Origin of the sequence: Streptomyces sp. NPDC001380 (assembly GCF_042895785.1) — a bacterium.
In the GTDB taxonomy this organism is placed as follows: Bacteria; Actinomycetota; Actinomycetes; order Streptomycetales; family Streptomycetaceae; genus Peterkaempfera.
Map to the genome: position 1 here is coordinate 74,276 of NZ_JBIAWP010000012.1, position 23,661 is coordinate 97,936.

Genomic DNA, 23,661 nt, shown 5'->3' on the forward strand with positions numbered 1-23,661 from the left:
TGCCCGAGGCGCTACCGTTGGGCATCGGCTCCGCCCCCGGCCGTCCCCGGGGGCGCGGCCGCAGCACGGCCGGACGAGAGGTGGGGACGCGTTCCGCTATGGGAGAGCAGAGGGTCCGAGTCACGCAGGACGGCGCCTCCCGCTGGCGGCGCAGGGCGGGCGAGTACGACACCCTGGCGGAGGCGCTGGCCGCCGCCGAGCCCGGCGACACCCTCACCCTGCGGGCGGGAACGTACCGGGAGAACCTCGTCCTCGACAAGCCCGTCACCGTGACCGCCGCGGGCCCCCTAGGCTCGGTGCGGATCGAGCCCTCCGGGGGCCCGGCCGTCACCCTGCTCGCCTCCGCCTCCGTCCGCGGCCTGGTCCTGGAGGGCCACGACACCGCCTCGGCGGCGGTGCTGGCCGAGGGCGGGGGAACGGTCGCCGAGATCGAGGGGTGCCGCGTCAGCACCGTCTCCGCGGTGGGCATCGAGGTCCGCGGCGGGGCGCGCCCCACCGTGCGGCGCTGCACCGTGGAGAACCCCGGCGGCCTGGGCATCCGGGTCCGCGACGGCGCGTCCGCGGTCTTCGAGGAGTGCGAGGTGTCCTCGGCCGGGCAGGCCGGCGTCGCGGTGCTGGAGGGCGCCACCGCGCGCCTGGAGCGCAGCCGCGTGCACCACGCGTCGGGGGCCGGGCTGCTGCTGTCCGGCGAGGGGACGGTGGTCGAGGCGGTCGGCTGCGAGGTGTACGAGATCGACGGCACCGGCGTCCAGGCCGAGGCGCGGGCCGCCGGCCGGATCACCGACTGCGAGGTGCACCGGGTGTCCGGCAACGGCGTCACCCTCGACTCGGAGGCCGTCCTCGCCCTGGTCGGCACCCGCGTCCACGACGTGCCGGAGAACGGCGCGGACCTGCGCGGCCGCTCGGTGCTCACCCTGGAGCGCAGCAGCGTGCGGTCCTTCGGCCGCAACGGCCTGTCGGTGTGGGACGCGGGCACGAGGGCCGAGGCGACCGCCAGCGAGCTGCACGACAGCACCGGCGACTACCCGGCGGTGTGGATCAGCGACGGCGCCCGGGTCTCGCTCTCCGACTGCCGCGTCCACGACGTGCCCGACGCGCTGTTCGTCCTGGACCGCGCGTCGCACGCCGAGGCCGTGGACTGCTCGCTGACCCAGATCCGCAGCTCCGCCGTGTCGGTGAGCGGCGGCGCGACCGTGCGGCTGGAGCGCTGCCGGATCCAGGACGCGGGCACCGGCCTGTGGTTCCGCGACCACGGCAGCGGCGGCACGCTGGAGGGCTGCGAGATCGCCGACGTGTCCACCGGCGTCATCGTCGCCCGCGGCGCCGACCCGGTGGTGCGCTCCTGCTCGGTGCGCGGCAGCGCCGACGCCGCGGTGTACGTCTCGGCGGGCGGCAAGGGGGTCTTCGAGGACTGCCGGGTCTCCCACGGCAAGGGCTACGGCTTCCACGTCATCGACGGCTGCCGGACCGTCATCACCCGCTGCCGGGCGGAGCAGAACGCGCGGGGCGGCTTCGAGTTCTCCGAGCCGGGGCCGGTGCTGGAGGACTGCAGCAGCGACGAGGTGCGGGCGCAGGCCTCGGTTGCCGCCGCCGCCCGGCCGGCCGCGGACCACGCGGCGGGCTCCGGCGGGATCCTGGGCGGGGGCTTCACGGGCGCGCGGCCGGCGTCCGGCGCCCTGCCCGGCGCCCGGACGGCCGCCGAGGGCGCGCCGCTGGTGGACTCCGCCGTCCCGGCGCCGGCGCACCGGCCCGCCGACGAGGCGCTGGCCGACCTGGAGGCGCTGATCGGGCTGGAGACCGTCAAGCAGGAGGTCCGGACCCTGATCGACCTGATCTCGGTGGGCCGCCGGCGGCAGGAGGCCGGGCTCAAGGCGCCCTCGCTCCGCCGCCACCTGGTGTTCACCGGCTCCCCCGGCACCGGCAAGACCACGGTGGCGCGGCTGTACGGGGAGATCCTGGCGGCGCTCGGGGTGCTGCAGCGCGGCCACCTGGTGGAGGTGGCCCGGGTCGACCTGGTCGGCGAGCACATCGGCTCGACGGCGCTGCGCACCTCGGAGGCGTTCGACCGGGCGCGCGGCGGCGTGCTCTTCATCGACGAGGCGTACGCGCTGGCGCCGGAGGACGGGGCGCGGGACTTCGGCCGGGAGGCCATCGACACCCTGGTGAAGCTGATGGAGGACCACCGCGACGAGGTGGTGGTCATCGTGGCCGGCTACACGGCCGAGATGGAGCGGTTCCTCTCCGCCAACCCCGGTGTGGCGTCGCGCTTCTCCCGGACCGTCACCTTCCCCGACTACTCCGCCGAGGAACTGCTGCAGATCGCCCGGACCCAGTGCGCGGAGCACGAGTACCGGCTGGCGGACGAGACCGCGGCCGCCCTGCTGGAGCACTTCGCCGCCCTGGACCGGGGGCCGTCGTTCGGCAACGGGCGCACCGCACGCCAGGTCTTCGAGACCATGGTCGAGCGGCACGCCGTGCGGGTGGCCCAGCTGGCGGACCCGTCCACGGAGGAGCTCCAGCTGCTGGTCCCGGACGACCTGCCGGTCTGACGGGGCGGCGGACCGGTGGGGCACCGGTTCCGGCACGCCGGCTCCGGGTCGCCGGTCGCCGGTCGCCGGTCGCCGGAGCCGGTTCCCGGGCGCCGGCCCCGGGACGCCCCGACGGAGCCGCGGCGGGGTCAGAACCGCGCGGACTCCCCGGCGGTGAGGGTCGTCCAGTCGGTCCCGCCCTCGGACTCCATCCAGGAGGCCACGTACTGCCGGCCGAGGTCGTTGAGGGTGGCGTCGTGGATCGGGAACGCCCGCACCGGCTTCACCGCCCGCACGAAGTCCAGCGCCTCGGCGAGTTTGAGCCAGGGGGCCGCGGCGGGCACGAGCAGCGTCTCCACCGGCTGCTGCGGGACGAACAGCGCGTCGCCGGGGTGGTAGAGGCTCCCGTCGACGACGAAGCCGACGTTGGCGCAGCCGGGCAGGCCGTTGTAGATCTCGGCGTGCGCCCCGCCCACGACGTCGACGGTGAACCCCGCCGCGGTGAAGCGCCGCCCCGCCTCGACGGCGACCGCCGCGCCGCCCAGTCCGGGGGCCTGCTCGACGGCCTGCGGAGGCATGTGGACCCGGAGCGCCGGGTTGCGCGCGCTCGCCGCCACGAGCTTGTCCACGTCGAGGTGGTCGGGGTGCTCGTGGGTCACCAGCACCTCGTCGGCCCCGTCGAGGGCCTCCGCCTCGGAGAACGTGCCGGGGTCGATGACGAGCACCCGGCCGTCGGACTCCAGGCGGACGCAGGCGTGGCCGTACTTGATCAGGCGCATGCGCCCACTGTGCCAGAGGAGGCCGGTGCAGAGGGCCGTTCGGACGTCGCCGCCCTCCGCCCGGGGCCGGACGCCCCGCCCGGAAGGACAGTCCGGACTGAACAGTCCCGACTGTACAGATCCGACCGGGGAAACCACGGTGGCGGCATGACCGAGGACACCGGAGGAACGGGGGACGCCGAGGACACCGGGGACGCGGGGCGCACCGGGGACGCCGGGCGCACCGGGGACGCCGGGGGCGTCAGCGCGTCGGCCGCGCGTGCCGCGGGCGACGTGCGGGCGGTCTTCAGCCGCCTGCGCCGCCGGCTCAGGGAGCTGGCGGGCCCCGAGGACCTCACCCCCTCCCAGGTCTCGGTCGCCACCCGGCTGCACCGGGAGGGGCCCGCCTCGGCGAGCGGCCTGGCCGCCGCGGAACGGGTGCGCCCGCAGTCGATGGCCGCCACGCTCGCGGTACTGGAGCAGCAGGGCCTGGTCCGGCGCGACGCCGACCCCGGGGACGGGCGGCGCCACCTGGTCAGCCTGACCCCGGCCGGGCACGCGCGGGTGGAGGGCGGCCGGCAGGCCCGGGAGGAGTGGCTGGCGCGTGCCCTGCAGGACCGCTGCACGGAGGACGAGCGGCGGACCGTCGTCGAGGCGATGGCCCTGCTGGACCGGCTGACGCAGCCGTGACGGCCCGCGCCGGCGGCTGTCCCTCCGGCGCCGCGCCGTCACCGGCGGCCCGCACCGGCCGCTCCTCGCCACCGCCGCCCGCCCTGACGGTGCCCCGCCGGACCGCACACCGCGGCGGAGCGGACCGGCAGGCGCCCCCGGCACCGGAGCAGCGGGCCCCGGCCGGGCAGTGGCCCCCGGGCGCACCCGGCACCCGGCACCCGGCACCACTGGAACACGTCCCTGCACGAAAGGCACCGCACCATGACGCTCAGCACCCTCGACCCGCGCACCGCCCTCGTCGTCGTCGACCTGCAGAACGGCATCACCGCCCTGCCCACCGCCCCCTCCACCGGCCCCGAGGTCGTGGCGCGCGCCGTGGAACTGGCCGACGCCTTCCGGTCCCACGGCCTGCCGGTCGTCCTGGTCCGGGTCACCTCCGCCCCCGACGGCTCGGACGCCGTGCCGGGCCGGACCGAGGTGCGGCGTCCCGGCGGCCCCCGGCCGGAGGGGTGGGACACCGTCGTGGCCGAGCTGGCCGGGCACTCCGGCGACATCACCGTGACCAAGCGCAACTGGGGCGCCTTCCACGGCACCGACCTCGACCTCCAGCTGCGCCGCCGCGGCGTCACCCAGGTCGTGCTGGCCGGCATCGCCACCAGCATCGGCGTGGAGTCCACCGCGCGCGCCGCGTACGAGCACGGCTACCACGTGACCCTGGCCACCGACGCCATGGCGGACATGGACGCCGAGGCCCACCGCAACAGCGTGGAGCGCATCTTCCCGCGCCTCGGCGAGACCGGTACCACCGCCGAGGTCGTGGAACTGCTGGCCAAGACCCGCCCCTGACGGCGCAGCGGCCGGCCCGGGGCCTCCCGGCGGACGCCTTCCGCCCGCCGGGAGGCCCCGGGCCGTCGCACACCGCGCGTCGCGGGCCGTCCGCCCGCGGCCTGCGCGGGGCCGGGGGGGACCCGGAGGACGCTGTCCTCGATCCGGGACCCGGGCCTACGCCGCGCGCCCGGCGCGGCGTCGGGCGTAGGCGACGGTGAGGACCGCGACGAGCGGCCCCCACGCCAGCAGCGGCGCGTAGCAGAGATCCATCACCACGCCGGCGCCGCCGTGCGGGAAGTCGGGGTTGTCCAGGGGCCCGCCGGGGACCAGCGCGACCGCGGCGCACAGGGCCGCGACCGCGAGGGCGCCGAGCGAGGCGGGGACGACCACGGCCGACGGGGGGATGCGGCGGCCGCCCAGCCGCGGGATCCAGCGCGGCACCCGCTCCCCCCAGGGTCTCACCAGGCCGAGCGTCAGGCAGGCGGCGGCCTGCGACACCACCGACAGGACGAGCACGTAGACCGTGACCGCCGTGCCGGTGTACATCGCCCCGAGCCGGCCCGTGAAGCCGACGTCGGCCCCGAGGCCCAGCGACAGCCGCCACACGCACGACGGCACCGTGCAGAGCACCGTCGCCCATGCCGCCCGCACGGCCCACCGCGGCGGGGCGACCGTGACGTCCGAAGGGTTTTGACCTGTCATCAGAAGCTCCGTGCGGGTTGGGGTGGACCGGCCCTTCGACGATGCCACCGGTGCCGGGCGTCTTCGTCATCCGCACCGTCGATCCGCCTCCCCCGCAGGGAGGACGCCCGAGCCGGATGCGGCCTCGGGGTCCTGACCGGCCTGCCCGTGCCCGCCACCGCGCCGGTCGGCCCGAAGGGCGCGTCCGCACGGGCGTGGGGGCAGTCGCGGACCCCGGCCCGGAAGCGGGGCGAAAGGCCCGTCGCCCCGCCTGCGGGCACGCCGACGGGGTGGCCCGCGGACGGCGGCCGTTCCCTGCGGCTTCGTCACCCGACGTCGCGAGGCGCGGGGAACGACCGCGTCGCGTGCACCCGGGTCCCGGCAGGCCGGGCGGCCGCCGGGGTGGAACGGCAGGCCTGGGACGACGGGGCCGGTCCGCCGTCACCGCCGGTCGAGCCGGTCGAGCCGGTCCAGCAGGGCCTCGCGCTCGGCGGCGAAGGCCGGGTCCGCCTGGTAGTGGGAGTGGCCCTCGACCTGGGTGGGCAGCGGCTGCTCCGGGGTGCGGCCGTAGGAGGGCGGGTCGGTGAGCGGCGGGGCGTCCACGGGCTCCTCGCCCGGGGCGGCGGGCACCCGCACGGGGCCGCCGATGGGGTCGGTGTACCGGTAGAGGTTGCGCCAGGCCCGGGTGCGGCGGTGCAGGCGGTCGAGGTCCGCCGGTCCGGTGCAGGCGGGGAAGAACCTCCCGTACAGGCGGTGCAGCGGCGAGCCGTAGGTGAGCAGGCCGACCCGGCGGCGGACCGGTCCGGGCAGCTGCCACAGCGCGGCGGCGGCGATGACGGTGCCCTGGGAGTGGGCGGAGACGACGATCCGGCCGTCCGGGACGCGGTCGCACCAGGCGCGGATGCGGGCCACCAGGTCGGGCACGGCCCGCTCGGCGTAGCAGGGCGGGGCGAAGGGGTGGGCGGCGCGCGGCCAGAAGGTGCCGACGTCCCAGAGGATGCCGACGGTGCGGCGGGCGGTGGCGCCCTTGTAGGCGCGGCGGCCGAGCGTCACCAGGGCCACCACGGCGGTGCCGATGAGCCAGGACCCGAGGGCCTGGGCGGCGTCGGCGGTGTACGAGACGGCGACGGGCGTGCCGCGGGCGGCGACGGCGGGGACGGTGCGGCTGGCGAGCGCCCCGGCGAGCGATCCCGCGCAGGCCGCCAGGGAGAGCAGGGCGAGGGCGCAGAGGAGGGCCGGGGCGGAGTCGGTGAGGCGGGCCCGGGCGAGCGCGCCCGCGACGGCGGCGGACCGTTCGGGGCTCGCCGCGGCGGGGTCCAGGCCGTAGGCGGCGGGCACCCGGCGGGCGAGGCGGCGCTGCTGGAGCAGGGTGCGGCCGCCGAGCGGGAGGAGCAGGGCGGCGGCGGCCAGCAGGACGACGGGGAAGCAGGCGGCGTGCCAGATGAGGAGCGGCGGCGGTCCGGGCAGGGCGTCACGGCGCTCGCCCGGGCCGGCGCCGCGGTTGAGCCAGTCGGAGGCCCAGACGACCGCGCCGGAGGTGAGGAGCACGGCCAGACCGCAGGCGAGCCCGGCCGTCACCGGGCCGCCGAAGCCGCGGAGCGCGGGCCCGTCGGGGCCGCCGAAGCCGGGCGCGTGGAGGGGCTGCGGGCGGTCCCCCGGACCGTCCGGGGGTGCATCCGGCGAACCGTCGGAGGACGGGAGGGGGGCCGGCGGGACGGGGGCCGGAGAGGCGCCTGGCGGCGGATGGGGAGGACCGGCCGGGGATGCGGCCGGCGCCGCACCGGTGGACGGGAGGCCGTGCACGGCGGGGGCGGCGGGGTCCGGCGGCTGCGGGCCCGCGGGCGGCCCCTCGGCGCGGGAGGAGCCCGGGGCGGCGGGGTCCGGCGCGCGGCGGCGGGCCTGCGGCGGTACGGCCGCGGGGGCGTCGCCGGGTACGCGCGGCGGTCCGGCGAGGGCGGCGGGCGGCGTCTCCCCCGCCTCCCCCGCCTCTCCCGCGTCGCCTGGGCCCCCTGTGCCCGCGTTCCCCGTGCCCGCGTCCGGACCGGCGGCGCCCTTGTGCGGACCGTCGGCGCCCGCGGGGCCGGGGCCGTCGGCCCCCGCGTCCGGAGCACTCCCGGCGCCCGGTCCCTGCGCACCGGGACCGGACCGCCCGGGCCCGCCGTCCGGTGCGGCGGAGGCGGCGCCCGCCGCGGACCGGGCGGCGCGGGCGAGCAGCGCCGTGACGGCGGCGAGGCCGAGGACGAGCAGCAGCTGGGCGCCCGTCAGCACGGTGAACACGGTGCCCGCGCCGGGCAGCGGGCCGGAGGAGGTCCAGTCGCCGCGGCCCCATCCGCTGTAGGGGAGGGCGGCCGCGCAGAGCGCGAGGGCGGCCCAGTGCAGGCGGCGCAGGAGCGGCCCGTCCCGGCCGTCGTCCGGACGGTGCTCACGGCGGGAGCTGCCCGCCGTGACCGCCACCGCGGCGGCCGCCACCGCCGCGAGGAGGACGGCGAGCAGCACGCCGGCGCCGAGCAGGACGGGGTGCGGGCCGCCGTGCGCGGCGTCGTGCCGCAGCGCGGGGGCGGTCAGGGCGGCGCCCACGGTGGCGAGGGCGGCGGCGAGGTGGGCGATGCGGAGCCGGCCGACGGGTCGCTTGCCGTACCAGAACCCGGGCTGCTCCATGGGGGCCGCGGACCGCCCGGCCGCCCGGACGCCGCCGGGCTGGTGGGCCTCGAAGACGCTCCAGGTGCGGTGGGAGAGGTGGCCGAGCAGGGCGACCAGGGCCAGCGGCGGCAGCGCGCCGAGGACCAGCCGGCGCCCCGGCTGGTGCCACCGGTTGTGCGGGTCGGCGGCGAAGCGCAGCCACGACAGGTGGGAGGCGCAGCCGGTGCTCCCGGCGCACTGCCAGGCGGCCAGGTCCAGCACCACCTCGCAGGCCCCGGCGGCGAGCAGCACGGTGAGGACGAGCGCCAGCAGCCGCAGCAGCAGGTCGTAGGCGGCCCCGGTGCGGCCGGGCGGCCGTCCGGGAGGGGCGGGCGGCCGCATCCAGTGGGCGAGGTTGACGACCATGAAGGGGAGCAGCAGCAGCCACAGGGCACGGGTGCCGTCACCGGAGGTGAGGCCGGACCAGCAGTAGGCCTCCTGGAGGGGGCCGCGGCGGCGCCCCTGCGGGTGGTCCTGGGCCTGTACGTCGGAGCGGCGGCGGTAGAGGCCGGCGGTCTCGTCGCCGAGCACCCGGACCGGGTACGGGTCGGCCAGCATGCCGTCGGGGGTGGCGCCGCCGACGCCGTGGACGAGCAGTTCCAGGGCGGGGCCGGGCCGTGCCCCCGGGTCCGGGGGCCGGGCGGGGGCGGGCAGGGCGGCGGGCGGCGGGGCCGGCGCGGGCGGCGGCCCGCCGGCCGGTCCGGGTGCAGGAGTCACGGGCTCTCCCCCGGGGCGGGTGGGGACGGGGCGGGGCGGGTGGGGACGGGGCGGGGCGGGTGCGGGTCGTGGGCGGCGCGGGTCGTGGGGCACGGCGCGCCGGGCCGGACGGGGGCGCGCGGCCGGTGCGGGTCGCACGCCCGGCGGCGGGACGGGCCGGAGGCGCAGGGGGGGCGGGTACGGGGGTCCGGGCGGCGCGGGGGCGCGAGGGCGGCGGCAGGTGCGGAGGACGCGTACGGAGGCGGGCGGGCCCGGAGGGGCGGCGTGCGGCGGTCCGCCCGGGACGGACCCGGTGAGTCCATGGTTCCGCTCCGGGGCCGTGCGTACACCTCCCGTGCGGCGACGCCCCCCGGACGAGGGGCGCGCGCCGGGGCCGGAACGCGCGCCCGGACGTGGCCGCGCCCCGGGCGCGCGTGCGACGATGGCCCCCCACACCAGGGACGGAGCGCAAACGGAAGGCGGGTCGGCCCCCTTGACCGACAACGGCAACCTGCTCGCCGAGCAGCGGCGGGCGCTGATCCTCGACGAGGTGCGGCGCCGCGGGGGCGTGCGCGTCAACGAGCTCACCCGGCGCCTCGGCGTCTCGGACATGACGATCCGCCGGGACCTCGACGCCCTCGCCCGGCAGGGCGTGCTGGAGAAGGTGCACGGCGGGGCGGTGCCGGTCGAGGAGGCCAGTACGCACGAGCCGGGGTTCGAGGCGAAGTCGTCGCTGGAGCAGGGCGCCAAGGAGGAGATCGCCCGCGCGGCGGCCGGCCTGGTCTCCCCCGGCAGCGCGGTGGCGCTCTCCGGCGGCACCACCACCTTCGCGCTCGCCCACCGGCTGGCCCAGGTGGAGGGGCTGACGGTGGTGACCAACTCGGTGCGCGTGGCCGACGTGTTCGAGGCCGCGGGGCGGCAGGGCGGCGGGGCGGGCACGACCGTGGTGCTGACCGGCGGGGTGCGGACCCCCTCGGACGCGCTGGTGGGGCCGATCGCCGACCGGGCGATCCGGTCGCTCCACTTCGACCTGCTCTTCCTCGGCTGCCACGGCGTCTCGCCGGAGGCGGGCCTGTCGACGCCCAACCTCGCGGAGGCGGAGACCAACCGGAGCTTCGTGGCCTCCACCCGCCGCCTGGTGGTGGTGGCCGACCACACCAAGTGGGGCACGGTGGGGCTCTCCACCTTCGCCTCGCTGGACGAGGTGGACACCTGGGTGTGCGACGCCGGACTGCCCGAGGAGGCGCGGCAGGCGGCCCGGGAGCACGTGGGCGAGCTGGTGCTGGCGGGCGCGTCCGACTGACCCGCCGCCCTCCCGCGCGCCCTCGCCGCGGCGGCGGCGCCTCCCGTACGATGGCGCCCCCGGACGCGGGTCCGCCGTGGCGGCGGACCGGCCGGGGCGGAGGCATGCGGGACGGGACCGCCCGGGGCGGGGACCCGCGGGAGCCGGGTCGTACGGAGCGGGGTCGCACGGAGCGGGAGGCGGCACGATGGCACGGCGGCTGAGGCCCGGGAGCGCGGACTTCCTCGACGCGGCGCCGCTGCGCCTGGTCCTCACGGCCGTGCTCGCGGCACCGCCGGAGGCGGTCTACCGGGAGCTGGCGGAGGTGCCCGAGGGCTGGCCGGCGTGGTTCCGCGAGGTGTCCTCGGTGGCGTACGCGGACGGCCCCCCGTGCCGGGAGGGCGGCCGCCGCCGGGTCGGGCTGGTGGGCGGCGCGCGCTTCACGGAGACGGTGACGGCTGCCGAACCGGGGCGGCGGTTCGCCTACCGGGTGGAGGAGACCAACGTGCCCGGGGTGCTGGAGATGGCGGAGGAGTGGCGGCTGTCGCCGTCCCCGTACGGCGGCACCCGGCTGCAGTGGACGACGGCGCTGGACGCCCGGCGGCCCGCCGCCGCCCTGTGGGGCGCGGCGCGGCCGCTGCTGGGGCGGGCGTTCCGGCGGGCCGCGCGGCGGCTGGACGAGCGCCTCGCGGCCGCGGCCCCCCGCTGACCCCGCAGGAGCTCCTGACGGAGCGTCAGTCCCGCCACCCGCCGCCGGCGAGGAAGGCGTCGAGCACGGCGGCGTAGGGGGCGGTGTCGATGCCCTGGGCGGCGAGCCAGTCGTCGGAGTAGTACTTGTCGAGGTAGCGGTCGCCCGGGTCGCACAGCAGGGTGACGACGCTGCCCCGACGCCCGGCGGCCCGCATCTCGGCGGTGATCCGCAGCGCGCTCCACAGGCCGGTCCCGGTGGAGCCGCCCGCGCGGCGGCCGAGGACGCGCTCCAGCATGCGGACGGCGGCGACCGACGCCCCGTCGGGGACCTTCATCATGCGGTCGATGGCGCCGGGCACGAAGCTCGGCTCGATCCGGGGGCGGCCGATGCCCTCGATGCGCGAGCCCCGGTCGCAGTGCACGTCGAGGTCGCCGCTGACCCAGCCGTCGAAGAAGCAGGAGTTCTCCGGGTCGGCGACGCAGATGCGGGTGTCGTACTGCAGGTAGCGCACGTAGCGGCCGAGGGTGGCGGAGGTGCCGCCGGTGCCGGCGGTGGCGACGATCCAGGCGGGCTCGGGGAAGCGCTCCATGCGGAGCTGACTGTAGATCGACTCGGCGATGTTGTTGTTGCCGCGCCAGTCGGTGGCGCGCTCCGCGTAGGTGAACTGGTCCATGTAGTGGCCGCCGGTCTCCTCGGCGAGGCGCGCGGAGACCTCGTACACCGTGCGCGGGTCGTCGACGAGGTGGCAGGTGCCGCCCTGGAACTCGATGAGGCCGATCTTCTCCCAGCTGGTGGTGCGGGGCATGACGGCGACGAAGGGCACGCCGACCAGGCGGGCGAAGTACGCCTCGGAGACGGCCGTGGAGCCGCTGGACGCCTCGACGACGGGCCGCCCGGGGCGGATCCAGCCGTTGCACAGGGCGTGGAGGAAGAGCGAGCGGGCGAGGCGGTGCTTGAGGCTGCCGGTGGGGTGGGTGGACTCGTCCTTGAGGTAGAGGTCGACGCCCCAGTCCTCGGGCAGCGGGAAGCGCAGCAGATGGGTGTCGGCGGAGCGGTTGGCGTCGGCCTGGACCTTGCGCACGGCCTCCTTGAGCCAGTCGCGGTAGGCGTCGTCGGACCGGTCGACGTCCACGGTCGGGGCCGGGACGCCCGTCCCCCGGGGGTCTGCCATGCCGTCGGGCCTCCTCGCGCCGGTGGTGTGCGACGCACAGCGTAACAGGCGAAGACCATAAGTGACTGTTACGCGCCCTCCATGCGCCCCTTATGCCACCCCCGTCCGCCGAACGGCCGGACGCGCCCGCGCGCACGGCCCGCCACCGGCCCGATCGCACCGTGCGCCCCCGGCGCAGCACCGCGCCCGCGGATGCGCAAGTTGCGGAACCCCCGCATCGGGGTGACCCTGGTGCACATCGCGTTCCGTTGCGACCCAGACACTCTGCGCGTTCGAGCGTCTCGCGACGCGCAGCCGGCCCCACCTCGGAGGGAGTCGTCGCGTCATGGAGGATCGGGTCAGGCACTACGAACTGCGGCTGGCCGCAGTCCCGAGCCGCTTCGAAGCCGTGCGCCGGATAACGGCGGCACACCTGCGGTACTGGAGGTTCTCCCCCCTGGTCGACTCGGCGCTGCTGGGGCTGACCGAACTGCTGGCCAACGTCCACCAGCACGCCGCGGGCGGCGAGGAGTGCGTGCTGCGGCTCGCCGCCGCGGCCGACCTGCTGACAGTGTCGGTCCACGACGCCGACCCGACCCTGCCGGTGGCCCGCGAGGCCGACGTGTGGGAGGTCAGCGGCAGGGGGCTCGCCATCGTGGCGGCCCTCAGCAAGGAGTGGGGCGCCGAGGCCGAGCCGGAGGGCCGCCTGGCCGGGAAGGTCGTCTGGTTCTCGCTGGGCTCCGACCCGGTGCTCGCCGCCCCGCCGCCCGCCGCCGGGGTCCGCCGGGCGGTGGCCCGGCCGCGGCTCGCGGTGGACCCGCTGCGGCCGGCCGCCCCGCTGCGCACCGCGCCGCTGCTGGTGCCCGCGGGTGTGGGGGACGTCCCGTACGCGCCCGCACGGCCGGACCGGGCCCGCCCGGTGGCGGTGCCGGGCGGCTGACGCGGAGGACACGGCCGGCGGCGTCGGGGCGCGGACGGTACGGGCCGTACCGGAGGCACGGGCGGCACGGACGGTGCAGGGCGGGCGGTGGCGGCACCCCGGGGTGCCGCCACCGCCCGTTGCGTCGCGCTGCGGGGCGGGCGAGCCGGGGCGGGGCGGGGCGGGGCGGCCGGAGGAGTGCACCGCGCACGACACACCGTTACAAATAGTACTAATCCTGGACGATCTGGCTACAGTCGGCCTTCCGACCGAGGGAGGGACACTGTGGAGACCCCGACATTCCGTGACGTACCGTCAGCCGAGGGCTGCCTCTGCCCCGCGTGCAGCGCGACACGGCTCGCCCACGACGTGCGCCGGCTCCGCCGCGCCGGGACCGGCGGCGGCCAGGGGCACGCCCCGCTGCGCCCCCTGGTCGCGGTCGCCGCGGCGGGCACGGCGCTCACCGCGGCGGGAGCCGCGCACGCCGCCCCCGCGGACGCGCCGGCCCGGCCGGCCGCCGGACTGCCGTCCGCCGCCGACCTGCCCGCGGCGGGCGGCCCGGTCCGCACCGTCGCGCTGACCGCCGGCGCGCCCGCGGTCCGGACCGCGGCAGGCGCCCGGACGGCGGCCGCGGCCACCGGTACCGCGGCCGCCCCCGGAGGGCGGCCGGCGCGCCGGAGCGGGCGGGCGCGGACGGACGTGCGGGAGCTGACCCGCGCCGAGATCGTCGCCCGCGCGGCCCGCTGGCTGGACCGGCGCATCCCCTACAGCCAGTCGCGCTACCGCGACGGCTACCGCACCGACTGCTCCGGCTTCATCTCCATGGCCTGGGACCTCCCGGACAGCGCCTGGACGGGCAACCTCGCCGACTTCGCCGAGCGCATCCCCAAGCGGGAGCTCGCGGCGGGCGACATCCTGCTCTTCCACAACGCCCGCCACCCGGTCCGCGGCTCCCACGTCGTCCTCTTCGACCACTGGGCCGACCGCTCGCACCGGGCGTACGTGGGCTACGAGCAGGCGCCGCCGCACACCCTGCGGCGCACCATCCCCTACGGCTACTTCACGCACTCCGGGCAGTACCGCGCCTACCGCTACCGGTACCTGGTGCAGGGCAGCAGCGAGGAGACGCCGTTCCCCGGCGAGGACTCCTTCCGCCCCGGCGCCACCAACGACGCGGTGAGCACGCTGGGGTCGCTGCTGGTGGCGCGCGGCGGCGGCCGGTTCTACGACGACGGTCCCGGACCGGACTGGGGCTTCCCCGACCGGGAGGCCACCCGGGCGTTCCAGCGGGCCCAGGGGTGGCGCGGTGCCGCCGCGGACGGCTACCCGGGCCCGGAGACCTGGCGGCTGCTGGTCGAGGGCGGCGGGGCGGACATCCCGCACGCGGACGGGTACGGGTACGGGTACCGCTCCCTGCCGGCGGCCGGCGGCACCCGCGCCTTCCCCGGCGCCGGCGCCTTCCGCCCCGGGCGGATCGGCGGCGGGATCCTGGAGCTCGGGCGCCGCCTCGTGGCGCGCGGCTACGGCGGCCGGTACCGGGTGGGGCCGAACCGCGTGTGGACGGAGGCCGACCGCCTGAACGTCCGCGACTTCCAGCGGGCCCAGGGGTGGCGCGGTGCCGCCGCGGACGGCTACCCGGGCCCGGAGACCTGGGAGCGCCTCTTCGACCGCCAGTGATGATGTACGTGATGGCGCTGCCGGTGGGGCCGACCCTCCGACCGGCTGACGTTCCGACTGCCCTGTTGGGGATGTGCCGGCTCACCGGGAGCATCATCACGCACGGAGCGGGCGGGGCCGCGCCGGGCACGGGGCGCCGCGGAGCGGCGGGCGGCGGGCGGCGGTGGACCGGGTGCGGACCGCCGCGGGGGGTGCGGACCGCCTGCGCGCCCTGGCCGCCCGCGCAGAACCGCCGCCCTGCGTCCGTCGACGGGGGTCCGGCGGGCGCCGCCGGGCCCCCGTCGGCAAACGGGCCGGCCTCCCGCCCCGCCTCCCCTGCCGGGCGGCCGGGCGGCCGGGCGGCCGGGCGGCCGGGCCCCGCCTCCCCCGCGCCGCGGATCAGGCCGCGACCGCCGACGGGTCGTCGAGGTAGGGCTGCCAGGCCAGTTCGGCGGCGCCGGCCAGGTCGGGCCGCTCGAGCGCGGCCGGCAGCAGGGGCACCCCGGCACGGCGGCCCCACAGGCACTGCCCGGCGACCGCCGCGGGCAGCCGCTCGGGGGCGGCGGCGAGCAGGTCGCGGTGCAGGCCGCCGAGGACGATCCGGTCCGGGTCGAGGATGTTGACCATGCCCGCGATGCCGGCGCCCAGGCGGTCGGCGACCCGGTCCACGGCGGCGCGGGCCGCCGGGTCCCGGCCGGCGGCGCGGGTGACCGCGCGGGCGGCGTCGAGCAGCGGCTCGCCGGGCCGCGGGGTGCGGCCGGCCGCGGCGAGCAGGGCGGGCGGGTCGGCCTCGACGTCGAGGCAGCCGCGGCGGCCGCAGGGGCAGGGCCGCCCCGCCGGGTCGACCACCAGCTGGCCCACCTCCAGGGCGAGCCCGGCGCTGCCGGTGTGCAGGCGGCCGTCGACGACGAGGGCGCCGCCGACGCCCCGGTGGCCGGAGGTGACGTACAGCAGGTGGCGGGCGTCCCGGCCGGCGCCGTGCCGGTGCTCGGCGAGGGCGGCGAGGTTGGCGTCGTTGGCGACGGCGGTGGGCAGCGCGGCGCCGGGGACGGCCTCCGCCACGGCGGCGGCGAAGAGGTCCGCCACGGGGGTGCCCGCCGGCCAGTCGAGGTAGAGGGCGGCGAGCGCGGTGCCGTCCGGCTCGGCGACGGGCGTGGGGACGGCGAGGGCGGCGCCCAGGCAGGACCGGGGGCTCGCGGCCACCAGGCGCGCGCCGGCCTCGGCGACGGCGCGGAGGACCCGGCCGGGGTCGCCGGGGCGCGGCAGCGGCAGGTCCACCGGCTCCTCCAGGACGCCGCCGAGGCCGGCCAGGGCGACGCTGAAGCCGTCGGCGTGGATCTGGGCGGCGAGGACCACCGGGCCGGCCGGGTCGACGGCCAGCCGGTGCGAGGGGCGTCCGCGGCCGCCGCCCGCGGGCCGGGCGTCGACGGTGACCAGGCCGAGCGCCGCCAGTTCGGAGGCGACCGCGCCGGCGGTGGCCCGGGTGACGCCCAGGGCCTCGGTCAGGGCGGACCGGGTGGGGGCCCGGCCGGTGTGGACGAGGGCGAGGGCGGGCCCGAGCACGGTGCGGCCCCGGTCCGGGGCGGGCCTGGCGGCGGGCCCGGGCAGGGCACCGGCGGCGGAGCCGGCGGCGGTGCGGCTCCGGGGGGCGCCCGGTACGGGACTTGTCGGCGTGTACGGCACCCCTCTATTCTGCATTTGTGCCGCCACTCAACAAAATAGCCGCCGCCCCCGGAACCGCCCTCCTCCCCCGCGCCCTCCGCAGCCCCGGCCGGGCGCCCCGCCGCCCCGCCGCCGGACGCCCCGCCGCAGGCGGCCCTCCCGCCCCGCGCGCGGCCGGACCCGCCCGTTCCCCGCTGCGCGCGGCCCTCACCGCCTTCTTCGCCGCCGACGGCTTCCTCTTCGCCTCCTGGGTGGTGCGCGTCCCCGCCGTCAAGGCGCAGGTCCACGCCTCCCCCGCCGCGCTCGGCCTCGCCCTGCTGTGCATCTCGGCGGGCGCCGTCGCGACCATGGCCGTCGTCGGCCGGCTCTGCCTGCGCCACGGCACCCACCCGGTGACCGCGGGCTCGGCCCTGCTGCTCTGCCTCGGGACGGCCCTGCCCGCGCACGCGCACTCCACCGTCTCCCTCGGCGCGGCGCTGGCCGTCTTCGGCGCGGGCTACGGCGCGCTGAACGTGGCCATGAACAGCGCCGCCGTCGACGTGGTCGCCGCGCTCCGACGCCCCGTCATGCCGGGCTTCCACGCCGCCTACAGCCTCGGCGGGCTGTGCGGAGCCGGCCTCGGCGGGCTGCTCGCCGGCCGGCTGACCACCGCCTGGCACCTGGGCCTCGCCGCCCTCCTCGGACTCGCCGTCACCGCCGTTGCGGGCACGCTCCTGGTCCGCACCCCGGCGCCGGTGCGGCCGCAGCCCGTGCGGCCGATCCCGCAGGGCGGCCCGGCGGCGCGCGGCGGCCGCCACGCCCGCGTCCTCGTGGTGCTGCTCGGCCTCACCGCCCTGTGCACGGCGTACGGGGAGGGGGCCCTCGCGGACTGGGCGGCCCTCCACCTCACCGACGACCTGCACACCGGCGCCGGCCTCGCCGCGGCGGCGTACTCCGCCTTCGCGTCCGCCATGACGGCGGGCCGCCTCGGCGGGACCTGGCTGTCGGTGCGGCTCGGGCAGACCCGGGTGATGGCCGGGGGCGGACTGCTCGCCAGCGCGGGGATGCTGACGGCGGCGCTGGCGCCCTCGGTCCCGGCCGCGGTCGGCGGCTTCGTCCTCGTCGGGCTGGGCCTGGCCAACCTGTTCCCGCTGGCGATCGCCCGCGCCGGGGCGCTCGCCGGGCCGCAGGGCGTGGCCACCGCCTCCAGCCTCGGCTACGCGGGCATGCTGGTCGGCCCGCCGGTCATCGGCTTCCTGGCCGGCGCCTTCGGCCTGCCCGCCGCCCTCACCACCGTGGCCGCGGCCGCCGCCGTCGCCGCCCTGTTGGCCGTCGGCGCCGGCCGCCGCTCCCCCGCAGCCCCCTGACGGCCCGGCGGGCGGACGACCGGCCCGGCGGACGACCGGCCCGGCGGGCGGCGGAGGTCCGGCGGGCGGCGGAGGTCCGGCGGGCGGCGGAGGTCCGCGGTCCGGCGGACGACGGCCTCCGGCCGCGGCCGGCGTCCCGCCGGGACCGGCGCACCGGCCGTCACGGCGTGCAGGGCGTCACGGCGCACCGGACGTCACGGCGTGCCGGGCCGGGACGCGTAGTACAGGGTGTGGAAACGGCCGTCCTCCTCGCGCCCTGCGGGGTCGCCGCCGAGCGCCCGGACCGCCGCGACCGCGTAGCGCTGCTCCCGCTCGCCGGTGAAGAGGCGCTGCGGGTAGGTGCGGGAGGCGTCGACGGCGGTGTCCAGGCCGTGTGCGGCCAGCGCCCGGGCGATCGGGCGGTACGACACCGTCCGCAGCACGAACGCGCTGACCCACACCGGTCTGCGGGCGCCCTCCAGCAGCGCCGCGAACGTCCGGGCGGTGACGTAGCTGCCGCCGCCCGTCAGGGTGACGAGGCCGACCTCGGCAAGCGCGCGGCGAAGGCCGGGACCGGGCGGGCCGTGCTCCAGGTCGTCGGTGAAGGCGGCGTCCAGCAGGCCCGCCGCGAGCGCGTAGTGCACGGCGGGGGCCGAGACGTCCAGGCCGAACACCGGCACCGCGCCCGGCCGGCGCCGTGCCGCGTAGAACGCCTTGTCCGATGCCGTCAGCTCCTCCGTCGACATCGTCCGGGCGGCGGGGCAGGTGTAGCGCTCGCACATCTCGGCCAGCGTCACGTCGTGGTTGAGCAGCGCGGCGTTGATCCCGTACGAGCAGCACACGTCCAGCACGGCCGGCCCGTGGGGGCGGGCGTCGTCGAGCGCGGCCCGTTCGGCGGCGGCCCGCCGGAAGACCGGCTGGGCGTGGTGCGGGATCTCGTACGCGAGCGGCGCCAGCCGCCCGAAGTACGCGCGGGGGTCGGGCCGGACGTAGACGTCGTCGAACCGGGACTTGCCGCCCGGCACGCCCCCGGCACCGCAGGGGGCGGGTCCGGTCATGCCGCACTCCTCTCCGCACGACGCATCCGCACCTCCATCATGTCCCGCCTCGTGCGCCCCGGCACGTCCGGCGGACCGGGGCGCCCGGTGCACCCGGCGGCCCCGGGGCGCCGCCTGCACCTGCGACGACGCCGCCCTTAGACGGAACGGCGCAGCCGGGCCCTACCGGTCCTGCGCGGGCGCCCCACGGCCGGGCCCCGCGTCCGCCGCCGCCCCGGCAGGGACGGGGAGGCGCCGTGCCATCAGCCAGCCGACGACGGCCAGTGCGGCCATGCCGGTGGCCGACACGGCCAGCGCCCGCTCCCTGGCACGCGCGTTGATCCGCACCAGCTCGCCGCCCGCGGCACCCGTGACGCCCCGTGCGGCCGCCCTCGCCCGCAGGGCGTCGTCGTTCACGGCGGTGATCTGGACCTGGTGCTCCAGCGTCCGCGTCACCATCCCCTTCTGGGCGGTGGACAGGACGGCGCTGCCGTCGGTCCCGGCCTCGAACGCGTACAGCAGCGCCGTGGTCATCAGGGCGCCGGCGAGCGCGACGCCGAACGAGCTCCCCAGGTAGCCGGCCGTGTAGGAGAGCCCCGTCACGTCGCTCACCTCGTCGGGGGCGGGCGCCGACTGGACGAGGTCGGTGAGCGTCGTGGCCATGCCCCGGCCGAGCCCGATGAGGAGGACGCCCGGCGCGAGCGCCAGGCCCACCGCCGCCACCCCCCGGGCGTGCGGGCTGAACAGGACGGCGACGGCGACGCAGCCGGCGCCCATGCAGACGAACGCCCCCATCGAGGCGGCCCGGTGGGTCGTCCTCCCCCGCCCGATGCGCCGGGCGGTCGGCGGGGCGGCCGCCATCAGCCCCAGGGTGATCGGGAGGAGCACGACCCCGCAGTGCAGGGCGCTGAACCCGAAGGCCGTCTGCAGGAAGACCGGGATCAGGAAGAGCACGCCGTTGGGCACCAGGATCAGCATCAGCTGCGTCGAGATCCCGGTCCGGACGGCGCGGTTCCGCAGCACCGTCACGCGGACCAGCGGATCGCCCCCGGTCCTGACGAGGCGCAGCTCCCACGCGGCGAAGGCGGCCAGGACCAGCAGCCCCAGGCCCGCCAGGAGGGGCACGGGCGACAGGCCGCCGCGCTCCAGCAGCGTGCGGCCGAGCACCTCGAAGTCCTGCCGGGCCCTGAGCAGGCCGTACCGCCCCGCGAACAGGGCCGCGACGACGAGCAGGACCAGCCCTGCCGTGGACAGCAGCACCCCGACGGCGTCGAGGCGCCGCCCGGGGCGTCCCGGGAAGGGCCCGGCACCGGCCGTGCACCGCATGAGCCAGGCCACGGCCAGGGTGGTCACGGCCCCCAGGAGGAACGACACGCGCCAGCTCAGGTACGTGGTGACCAGGCCGCCCAGGACGGGACCGGCCGCCGCACCGACCCCGGACGTCATGGCCAGCAGGGACAGCACCCTGGTGCGCACGGCCCCGGCGAAGGTCCGGGTGAGCATCGCCATCAGCGCCGGGAGCATCAGCGCGACGCCGAGCCCCTGGAGCACGGACCAGCCGAGCAGCACGAACGGCAGGCTCGGGGCGGAGGCGGTGATCAGCGCGCCCAGGACGAAGGTCCCGCCGCCGAGGGCGAAGGTCCGCCGGTACCCGTGGCGTGTGCCGAGCTTGCTGCCGCTGATGATGAACGCGGCGACCACCAGGGCGTACAGCGAGATCGCCGACTGCACGCCGGTCAGCGTGGTGTGCAGGTCCCCGACGAGCGCCGACAGGGCCACGTTCATGGCGGTGGCGGTGTAGTTGATCACGAGGTTCTCGGCGGCGAGGACGAGGAACAGGGTCCTGGCGGCCGCCGGCGTGCCCCCTCCGACCGGTCCCCCGGACCGCCGCGTCCCGTTGCGCCTCTGCACGAATGCGTCCTGCCGTTCGATCGCCCCGCCCCGGACGGGCGGGCCCGCTGCCGCCGGGACCGGCCCTCGCCCCCGGCTCCCCGGTTCAGGGTGCACGCCGTGCACACCGCGGGCCCGCGGGACGCGCCCGCACGGACCCGGGCGGGCGACACCGCCCGCCGCCCGGCCCACGCCGGGCCGGGCGGTCCCGCAGGCGCGACGCGTCCTGCCCGCGGACGGCGTGCCCCGGGACGCGTGCCGGGCGGGCCCGTCGCCCGTGGACGCCCGCCCGGGCGGCGGGAACCGGGTGGACACACCCGGCCGCGTGCAGCGATGATCCGGCGGTGCCACCCGTGATACCCGCTCCTGCTCCTGCTCCCGCTCCGCGCCGCCGCCCGTCCTGGGCGGGCCGGGACTTCCGCGTCCAGACCGCCGCCGCCTTCGTCTCCGGACTCGGCAGCGCCGCCGCGCCCGTCGCCGCCGCCTTCGCGGTGCTGGGCGCCGACGGGAGCGCCGGGGACGTCGGATGGGTGACCGCGGCGCGGCTGCTCCCCGCCGTGGTCTTCGTCCTGCTCGGCGGCGCCCTGGCCGACCGGCTCCCCCGGCACCGGGTGATGGTGGCCGCGAACGTGGGCAGCGCCGCCGTCCAGGCCGCCTTCGCCGTCCTGGTGCTCACCGGGCACCCGCAGCTGTGGCAGATGCTCGCGCTCTCCGCCGCGGCGGGGACGGCCCAGGCGTTCTACATGCCCGCCGCGCAGGGCGTCGTCCTCGCCGCCGTCGACCCGGCGGACGCGGGCCGGGCCTTCGCGTTCTACCGGCTGGCGCTCAACGCGGCCCAGATCGGCGGGACCGCGCTGGGCGGCGTGCTGGTCGCCGCGGTCGGCCCCGGCTGGGTGCTGGCGGCCGACGCCGCCGGGTTCGCCCTCGCCGCCGGACTGCGGACCCTGCTGCGGGTCCCGCCGCCGGCGCGGGCGCGGGAGGCGTCCGCGAACCTGGCGCGGGAGCTGCTGGAGGGCTGGCAGGAGTTCGCCTCCCGGCGCTGGCTGTGGGCGGTCGTGCTGCAGTTCGCCGTGGTGATGGCCTGTGTGCTGGCCACGGAGTCGGTGTACGGGCCGGTGGTGGCGGCGCAGCGGCTCGGCGGGGCGGGGCCCTGGGGCCTGGCGCTGGCGGCCCAGGGGGTCGGCATGGTGGCCGGCGGGCTGCTGATGCTGCGGTGGCGGCCGCGCCGCATCCTGCTGGCGGGCAACTGGGGCGTGCTGGCGTTCGCCCTCCCCGCGGCGGCGCTGGCCGCGTCCGCCCCGGTGCCGGTGCTCGCCGGGGCGATGCTCCTCTCCGGGGTGGGGACCGAGGTCTTCGGCGTCAACTGGATGGTGGCGCTCCAGCAGGAGATCCCGGCGGAGAGGATGGCGCGGGTGTCGGCCTACGACTGGCTCGGCTCCCTCGCGCTGTCCCCCGTCGGCACGGCGGTGGCGGGGCCGGTGGCCGTCTGGACGGGCCTCACCGGGGCGCTGTGGGCGGCGGCGGGCGTCACCGCCGCGCTGGCCCTCCTCGCGGTGGCCGTGCCCGAGGTGCGGCAGCTGCGCAGGGCGCAGCCCGGCGTCGTCCGGGCCGGGCACCCCGGCGGCGTCCCGGAGCCGGCCGCCGTCACACCGGGCTGACGGCCCGCCCCGCCCGGTGCGGGGCGGGGCGGGGCCCCGGCCGGCCGGCTCACGGCGCGGCGGACGGGTCCGCCGCGTCGGCGCCGGTCCCGCCGTCGGACTGCGCCGGCAGGCGCAGGTCCCAGCCGACGAGCGCCCGCAGCTGCTCGGCGGTGACGCCGTCCGGCACCGGCCGGGGTGCGGGCGTGCGGATCGGCGGCTCCCAGCCGGCCTCCGCCGTCCAGCGGCGGACGACCCGGGCGGGCGCGCCGGCGACCACGCTGTGGTCGGGCACCTCGCCGCGCACCACGGCCCCGGCAGCGACCACCACGTTGCGGCCGATCCGGGCGCCGGGCAGGATCACCGCGCCGGTGCCGATCCAGCTCCCGGAGCCGATCTCCACCGGCTCGTTGCGCGGCCACTGCTTCCCGATCGGGAGCTCCGGGTCGCGGTACTCGTGGCCCTGGTCGGTGATGTACACCCGGGGTCCGGTCCACACGTCGTCGCCGATCACGATCGACTGGTGGCCCACGATGTGGCTCTCCCGGCCGATGACGCAGCCGCCGCCGATCCGCACGATCGGCTCCGGCCCGAGGTCGAGGCCGGGCAGGAAGCCCGCGGAGAGGGTGACCTGCTCGCCGACGATGCAGAACGGCCCGAGGTGGATCCACTGCTCGTTGAAGACGGTGCCCAGCGGGAAGGCCAGCCTCGTGCCGTCGCCCAGGCTCCCGAAGCGGTACGGCCCGGGGCTCTGCGGGGAGACCGCGCCCCGCTCCTGCACCCAGCGCCAGCCGCGGTGGACCAGGCGGCCGACGGCGCGCCGGCGGCGGGCGCGGGCGGCGGACAGCAGGGCGTGCGGAAAGGGCATGGGCACACCGTAGCCGCCGCGCGGCGGCCATGATCGGCCAGGGGAGGAACGTCACACCGGCGGGCCCGCGGCAGGGTTCAGCCGAGCGCGGCGTCCAGGATGCGGGCCCACTGGCGGACCACGCGGGCGCGCCGGGCGCTGTCGTCGGTGAGCAGGTTGGCCAGGCCCAGGCCCCGGGCCATGTCGAGGGTGGCCTGCACGGTCTCCCGGACGCCGGGGGTGCGCTCGTCGACGCCGAGGAACTCCACGGCGGCCCGGTGGGCCTCCCGGCCGACCCGGTTCTCCAGGGCGACGATGCGGGCCCGCAGCGCCTCCTCCCGGGCGGCCGCCACCCACAGGTGGAGGGCCGCCCGGAACAGCTCGCCGGTGTACATCCGCACGATCACCTCGACGACAATCCCCGTGCGGGACGCGCCGTCGTCCGGCGCCGCGGCGAGCTGCCCGCGCACGGCGGACAGCCGCTCCTCGGCGACGTGCTCCACGGCCGCGGTGAACAGGTCCTCGCGGGTCGGGAAGTGGTGCTGCGCGGCGCCCCGGGAGACCCCGGCCCGTTCGGCGACCACGGCGACGGTGCTGCCGGCCCAGCCGTACTCGGCCAGGCACTCCACGGCGGCCTCCAGCAGCCGGCGGCGGGTGGCCCGGCTGCGGTCCTGCTGCGGCATGCGGGAGGCCGCGTGGGTGGTCATGGGGTCGGGGTGCTCC

At 78.5% G+C, this 23,661-nt stretch carries 18 protein-coding genes; 9 read left to right on the forward strand and 9 right to left on the reverse strand.

Annotated elements, in window-relative coordinates; genetic code table 11:
- Positions 1–98 precede the first annotated feature (98 nt).
- Positions 99–2,549: a right-handed parallel beta-helix repeat-containing protein gene (locus ACFY07_RS16735; protein ID WP_390869328.1), complete on the forward strand. Its 2,451-nt coding sequence runs from the start codon at positions 99–101 to the stop codon at positions 2,547–2,549.
- A 128-nt stretch (positions 2,550–2,677) separates the two neighbouring features.
- Here ACFY07_RS16735 and ACFY07_RS16740 read toward each other — a convergent pair whose 3' ends face one another.
- Positions 2,678–3,307, reverse strand: coding sequence for an MBL fold metallo-hydrolase (locus ACFY07_RS16740; protein WP_390869329.1), 630 nt, complete (start codon positions 3,305–3,307; stop codon positions 2,678–2,680).
- A 147-nt stretch (positions 3,308–3,454) separates the two neighbouring features.
- Here ACFY07_RS16740 and ACFY07_RS16745 point away from each other — a divergent pair, with 147 nt between their 5' ends.
- Positions 3,455–3,976, forward strand: coding sequence for a MarR family transcriptional regulator (locus tag ACFY07_RS16745; protein WP_390869330.1), 522 nt, complete (start codon positions 3,455–3,457; stop codon positions 3,974–3,976).
- 243 nt (positions 3,977–4,219) lie between these two features.
- Positions 4,220–4,804, forward strand: a complete 585-nt coding sequence (locus ACFY07_RS16750) for a hydrolase (protein WP_390869332.1) — start codon at positions 4,220–4,222, stop codon at positions 4,802–4,804.
- Between the two features lie 156 nt (positions 4,805–4,960).
- Here ACFY07_RS16750 and ACFY07_RS16755 read toward each other — a convergent pair whose 3' ends face one another.
- Complete coding sequence (locus ACFY07_RS16755) at positions 4,961–5,488, reverse strand: hypothetical protein (RefSeq protein ID WP_390869333.1); 528 nt, start codon at positions 5,486–5,488, stop codon at positions 4,961–4,963.
- A gap of 420 nt (positions 5,489–5,908) precedes the next feature.
- Positions 5,909–8,863 carry a hypothetical protein gene (locus ACFY07_RS16760; protein WP_390869334.1) on the reverse strand — a complete coding sequence of 985 codons (2,955 nt, stop codon included), beginning with the start codon at positions 8,861–8,863 and terminating at the stop codon, positions 5,909–5,911.
- Between the two features lie 472 nt (positions 8,864–9,335).
- Here ACFY07_RS16760 and ACFY07_RS16765 point away from each other — a divergent pair, with 472 nt between their 5' ends.
- Together ACFY07_RS16765 and ACFY07_RS16770 are read left to right on the forward strand one after the other, a co-directional pair.
- On the forward strand, positions 9,336–10,145 hold the full coding sequence (locus ACFY07_RS16765) for a DeoR/GlpR family DNA-binding transcription regulator (RefSeq protein ID WP_230652749.1): 810 nt from the start codon (positions 9,336–9,338) through the stop codon (positions 10,143–10,145).
- A 187-nt stretch (positions 10,146–10,332) separates the two neighbouring features.
- A complete protein-coding gene (locus ACFY07_RS16770; RefSeq protein ID WP_230652751.1) occupies positions 10,333–10,833 on the forward strand; it encodes an SRPBCC family protein in 501 nt (166 codons plus the stop codon).
- Between the two features lie 25 nt (positions 10,834–10,858).
- Here ACFY07_RS16770 and ACFY07_RS16775 read toward each other — a convergent pair whose 3' ends face one another.
- Complete coding sequence (locus ACFY07_RS16775; RefSeq protein ID WP_390869335.1) at positions 10,859–11,986, reverse strand: PLP-dependent cysteine synthase family protein; 1,128 nt, start codon at positions 11,984–11,986, stop codon at positions 10,859–10,861.
- A 325-nt stretch (positions 11,987–12,311) separates the two neighbouring features.
- Here ACFY07_RS16775 and ACFY07_RS16780 point away from each other — a divergent pair, with 325 nt between their 5' ends.
- Together ACFY07_RS16780 and ACFY07_RS16785 are read left to right on the forward strand one after the other, a co-directional pair.
- A complete protein-coding gene (locus ACFY07_RS16780) occupies positions 12,312–12,905 on the forward strand; it encodes an ATP-binding protein (RefSeq protein WP_390869336.1) in 594 nt (197 codons plus the stop codon).
- A gap of 264 nt (positions 12,906–13,169) precedes the next feature.
- Positions 13,170–14,561 carry a peptidoglycan-binding protein gene (locus tag ACFY07_RS16785; RefSeq protein ID WP_390869337.1) on the forward strand — a complete coding sequence of 464 codons (1,392 nt, stop codon included), beginning with the start codon at positions 13,170–13,172 and terminating at the stop codon, positions 14,559–14,561.
- Between the two features lie 378 nt (positions 14,562–14,939).
- Here ACFY07_RS16785 and ACFY07_RS16790 read toward each other — a convergent pair whose 3' ends face one another.
- Entirely contained in the window at positions 14,940–16,148 is a 1,209-nt protein-coding gene (locus tag ACFY07_RS16790) for an ROK family protein (RefSeq protein ID WP_390869416.1), read from the reverse strand.
- 92 nt (positions 16,149–16,240) lie between these two features.
- Between ACFY07_RS16790 and ACFY07_RS16795 the strand changes: the two genes are divergently transcribed.
- On the forward strand, positions 16,241–17,548 hold the full coding sequence (locus tag ACFY07_RS16795) for an MFS transporter (protein ID WP_390869338.1): 1,308 nt from the start codon (positions 16,241–16,243) through the stop codon (positions 17,546–17,548).
- A 194-nt stretch (positions 17,549–17,742) separates the two neighbouring features.
- On the opposite strand, the gene ACFY07_RS16800 is transcribed toward ACFY07_RS16795, so the two are convergent.
- Together ACFY07_RS16800 and ACFY07_RS16805 are read right to left on the reverse strand one after the other, a co-directional pair.
- Complete coding sequence (locus ACFY07_RS16800) at positions 17,743–18,585, reverse strand: hypothetical protein (RefSeq protein ID WP_390869339.1); 843 nt, start codon at positions 18,583–18,585, stop codon at positions 17,743–17,745.
- A 162-nt stretch (positions 18,586–18,747) separates the two neighbouring features.
- Positions 18,748–20,475 carry an MFS transporter gene (locus ACFY07_RS16805; protein ID WP_390869340.1) on the reverse strand — a complete coding sequence of 576 codons (1,728 nt, stop codon included), beginning with the start codon at positions 20,473–20,475 and terminating at the stop codon, positions 18,748–18,750.
- Between the two features lie 323 nt (positions 20,476–20,798).
- Between ACFY07_RS16805 and ACFY07_RS16810 the strand changes: the two genes are divergently transcribed.
- A complete protein-coding gene (locus ACFY07_RS16810; protein WP_390869341.1) occupies positions 20,799–22,112 on the forward strand; it encodes an MFS transporter in 1,314 nt (437 codons plus the stop codon).
- 49 nt (positions 22,113–22,161) lie between these two features.
- Here the strand turns inward: ACFY07_RS16810 and ACFY07_RS16815 are convergent, their stop codons facing one another.
- Together ACFY07_RS16815 and ACFY07_RS16820 are read right to left on the reverse strand one after the other, a co-directional pair.
- Entirely contained in the window at positions 22,162–22,959 is a 798-nt protein-coding gene (locus ACFY07_RS16815) for a DapH/DapD/GlmU-related protein (RefSeq protein ID WP_390869342.1), read from the reverse strand.
- A gap of 77 nt (positions 22,960–23,036) precedes the next feature.
- Positions 23,037–23,645, reverse strand: coding sequence for a TetR/AcrR family transcriptional regulator (locus ACFY07_RS16820; RefSeq protein ID WP_390869343.1), 609 nt, complete (start codon positions 23,643–23,645; stop codon positions 23,037–23,039).
- Positions 23,646–23,661 lie beyond the last annotated feature (16 nt).

Excerpts from the sequence above, each read along its gene's own strand:
- ACFY07_RS16735 (WP_390869328.1), top strand. The coding sequence starts at position 99 with ATGGGAGAGCAGAGGGTCCGAGTCACGCAGGACGGCGCCTCCCGCTGG.
- ACFY07_RS16740 (WP_390869329.1), bottom strand. The coding sequence starts at position 3,307 with ATGCGCCTGATCAAGTACGGCCACGCCTGCGTCCGCCTGGAGTCCGAC.
- ACFY07_RS16745 (WP_390869330.1), top strand. The coding sequence starts at position 3,455 with ATGACCGAGGACACCGGAGGAACGGGGGACGCCGAGGACACCGGGGAC.
- ACFY07_RS16750 (WP_390869332.1), top strand. The coding sequence starts at position 4,220 with ATGACGCTCAGCACCCTCGACCCGCGCACCGCCCTCGTCGTCGTCGAC.
- ACFY07_RS16755 (WP_390869333.1), bottom strand. The coding sequence starts at position 5,488 with ATGACAGGTCAAAACCCTTCGGACGTCACGGTCGCCCCGCCGCGGTGG.
- ACFY07_RS16770 (WP_230652751.1), top strand. The coding sequence starts at position 10,333 with ATGGCACGGCGGCTGAGGCCCGGGAGCGCGGACTTCCTCGACGCGGCG.
- ACFY07_RS16775 (WP_390869335.1), bottom strand. The coding sequence starts at position 11,986 with ATGGCAGACCCCCGGGGGACGGGCGTCCCGGCCCCGACCGTGGACGTC.
- ACFY07_RS16780 (WP_390869336.1), top strand. The coding sequence starts at position 12,312 with ATGGAGGATCGGGTCAGGCACTACGAACTGCGGCTGGCCGCAGTCCCG.
- ACFY07_RS16800 (WP_390869339.1), bottom strand. The coding sequence starts at position 18,585 with ATGACCGGACCCGCCCCCTGCGGTGCCGGGGGCGTGCCGGGCGGCAAG.
- ACFY07_RS16815 (WP_390869342.1), bottom strand. The coding sequence starts at position 22,959 with ATGCCCTTTCCGCACGCCCTGCTGTCCGCCGCCCGCGCCCGCCGCCGG.
- ACFY07_RS16820 (WP_390869343.1), bottom strand. The coding sequence starts at position 23,645 with ATGACCACCCACGCGGCCTCCCGCATGCCGCAGCAGGACCGCAGCCGG.